The 2751-nt window shown below is 72.0% G+C and carries 3 protein-coding genes; all 3 read right to left on the bottom strand.

Going from position 1 to position 2751, the window contains the following annotated elements; translation table 11 throughout:
- Positions 1-29 precede the first annotated feature (29 nt).
- Positions 30-1238, bottom strand: coding sequence for an ornithine--oxo-acid transaminase (gene rocD, locus AC1DUQ_RS20305; RefSeq protein WP_477060096.1), 1209 nt, complete (start codon positions 1236-1238; stop codon positions 30-32).
- The gene (gene ddaH / locus AC1DUQ_RS20300; protein WP_477060097.1) at positions 1235-2080 is read right to left on the bottom strand and encodes a dimethylargininase; all 846 of its coding nucleotides are present in this window, start codon (positions 2078-2080) and stop codon (positions 1235-1237) included. Before ddaH ends, rocD begins: the two co-directional genes overlap by 4 nt.
- Positions 2081-2185: 105 nt before the next feature.
- On the bottom strand, positions 2186-2653 hold the full coding sequence (locus AC1DUQ_RS20295; RefSeq protein ID WP_477074478.1) for an SRPBCC family protein: 468 nt from the start codon (positions 2651-2653) through the stop codon (positions 2186-2188).
- Between the last annotated feature and the right edge of the window lie 98 nt (positions 2654-2751).

Below are 2751 nucleotides of genomic sequence, written 5' to 3'. Positions count from 1 at the left end.
GATGTGCGGACGGAACCGGGTTGGGGTGGTCAGCGCAGGGCGTCCGTCAGGCGGTCCGTGGCCAGGTTCAGGTCCTCCGACGAGATCGTCAGCGGGGGAGCCAGCCGGATCGTGCTGCCGTGGGTGTCCTTGGCCAGCACGCCGCGGGCCAGGAGGCGCTCGCAGAGCTGACGCCCGGTGCCGCGGCCCTCGGCCACGTCCAGCCCCGCCCAGAGGCCCACGCGGCGCGACGAGGCGAGCAGACCGGCGTCGACGAGCGCGTCCAGGCGGGCGCCCCACTCGAGCCCGAGCGTCGTGGCGCGCGCCTGCAGCTCCCCGGTCTCCAGCAGCCCGACGACCGCGAGGCCGACCGCGCACGCCAGCGGGTTGCCGCCGAACGTGGACCCGTGGGTGCCGGCGGTGAGCACGCCGAGCACGTCCGCACGTCCGACGACGGCCGACACGGGGAGCACCCCGCCACCGAGCGCCTTGCCCAGGGTGACCAGGTCCGGCTTCACGCCCCAGAGCTCGGACGCGAGCGTGGTGCCCGTGCGGCCGAGCCCGGACTGGATCTCGTCGGCGATGAACAGGACGTCGTTCGCCGAGCAGAGCGCGCGGACGCCGGGAAGGTAGTCGTCGGGCGGGACGACGACGCCCTGCTCGCCCTGGATCGGCTCCAGGAGGACGGCGACGGTGGTCTCGTCGATGGCCTCGCGCAGCGCCTCGACGGAGCCGTACGGCACCACCCGGAACCCGGGCGTGTACGGGCCGAAGCCGCGGCGCGCGTCGGGGTCGGTGGAGAACGACACGATCGTCGTCGTGCGGCCGTGGAAGTTGCCGTCGGCCACGATGATCGTCGCTCGGTCGGCGGGCACGCCCTTGACGTCGTAGCCCCACTTGCGGGCGGCCTTGATGGCGGTCTCGACGGCCTCGGCACCCGTGTTCATCGGCAGGACCATCGGCGGGCCGGCGACGAGCGGGCCGATCAGGGCGGCCAGCCGCGCGGCGAACGGCTCGAGCAGCTCGTGGTCGAACGCGCGGGACGTGAGCGTCAGCTTGTCGATCTGCGCGTGCGCCGCGGCCGTGAGCACCGGGTGCCGGTGGCCGAAGTTCAGCGCCGAGTAGCCCGAGAGCAGGTCGAGGTAGCGGTTGCCCTCGTCGTCGGTGACCCAGGAGCCCAGGCCGTCGACCAGGGTGACCGGGAGCGGGTGGTAGTTGGGGGCCAGGACCGACGCCGGGGCCACCTCCACGAGAGTCATCGCCCGGAACCGGAGGCGGGCCGGATCTCGAGCGTGCAGCACTTGGCGCCGCCGCCGCCCTTGAGCAGCTCGCTGGTGTCCACGGGGATGGGGTTGTAGCCACGCTCGGCGATCGCCGCAGCCAGGTCCATGGCACCGGGCGCGACGACCACGTTGTAGCCGTCGGACACCGCGTTCAGGCCCAGGGCGACCGCGTCGCGCTCGGTGGCCTCGACCGCGTCCGGGAACAGCTGCTGCAGGACCGCGCGCGAGCCGGCCGAGAACGCCGGCGGGTAGTAGGCGATCTGCGGGTCGGCCGGGTCGCTCGACAGCACGGCCAGTGCGGTGTCGAGGTGGTAGTAGTGCGGGCTGACCAGGTCGAGCGAGATGACCGGGCGGCCGAACAGCTCCTGCAGCTCGGCGTGCGCGGACCGCTCGGTGCGGAAGCCCGTGCCGGCCAGGACGAGGTCGCCGACGACGAGCAGGTCGCCCTCGCCCTCGTTGGTCTCGGCGGCGGTGTGCGTGACGTAGCCGCGGTCAGCGAACCACTTCTGGTACGCGGGACCCTCGGGCTGGCGCTCGGCGTAGCGGAACTTGGCGGAGTACACGACGCCGTCCAGCACGGTGGCGCCGTTGGCCGCGTAGACCATGTCCGGCAGGCCGGGGATCGGGTCGATCGTCTCGACGGTGTGGCCGAGGTCGAGGTACGTGTCGCGCAGGGTGCGCCACTGACGGACCGCGAGGTCGGCGTCGGTGAACCGGGTCTTGTCCATCCACGGGTTGATCTCGTAGGACACCGTGTAGTGGACGGGCTCGCACATCAGGTAGCGGCGATCGGTACGTCCGGGGGCGGTCGGGGTCATGAAGGCTCCTCGTGGCGTGTCGTTCCCACGAGGGTACGAGTCGGTACGGCCCAGACCGTTCATCTCGGATTGCGCGCTGGGGCACGATCCGTTGCGCAGATCCGGCTACGAGTTGCGATCTGTTGCGCGGACCTCGTTCCGTGCGCGCATCAACGCGTACCGCACCATGACGCCGAGGAACGGTTTGAGCACGGCGCCGGTGAGTCGCCGGGGGAGCGGGCCGGCCAGGTAGACCTCCTCGCTCCAGAGCACCCGGCTCGACGACGGTCCCGCCGGCACGACGACGATGCTCGCGTGGCCCTTGAGCACGCGTCCGACCTTGGTGTACGTGGCGATGCCGGGCTCGTCGACGCTCGGCGGGTCGTACCGGTCGATCGTCATGACGTCCTTCAGGCCGGGGAACCCGCGCCGGGCCAGGGGGCCGGAGACCGCCGTCACCCTCGACCCGTCCACCGTCACCCGGGTCAGCGGTATCCACCGTTCGTGGTTGCGCAGGTCGGTGACGAGGTCCCACGCCGTCGCCGCGTCGACCGGGAAGGAACGGACCACCGCGTCGATCGGGATGCTCGTCACCTGGCCATCGTCCGCGCGGGTAACGTCGCTGTCCATGGAGACGAGGGTTCTGGGACGTACGGGTCGGTCGGTCGGAGTGGTCGGGCTGGGCTGCTGGC

It is taken from the genome of Cellulomonas sp. P4_B5_2 (genome assembly GCF_056402235.1).
Note: the sequence above shows the minus strand (reverse complement) of the source record. Positions and strands in the feature narration are given on the sequence as shown.

Coding starts and splice junctions, on each gene's coding strand:
- rocD (WP_477060096.1), bottom strand. CDS start 1,238: ATGACTCTCGTGGAGGTGGCCCCGGCGTCGGTCCTGGCCCCCAACTAC.
- ddaH (WP_477060097.1), bottom strand. CDS start 2,080: ATGACCCCGACCGCCCCCGGACGTACCGATCGCCGCTACCTGATGTGC.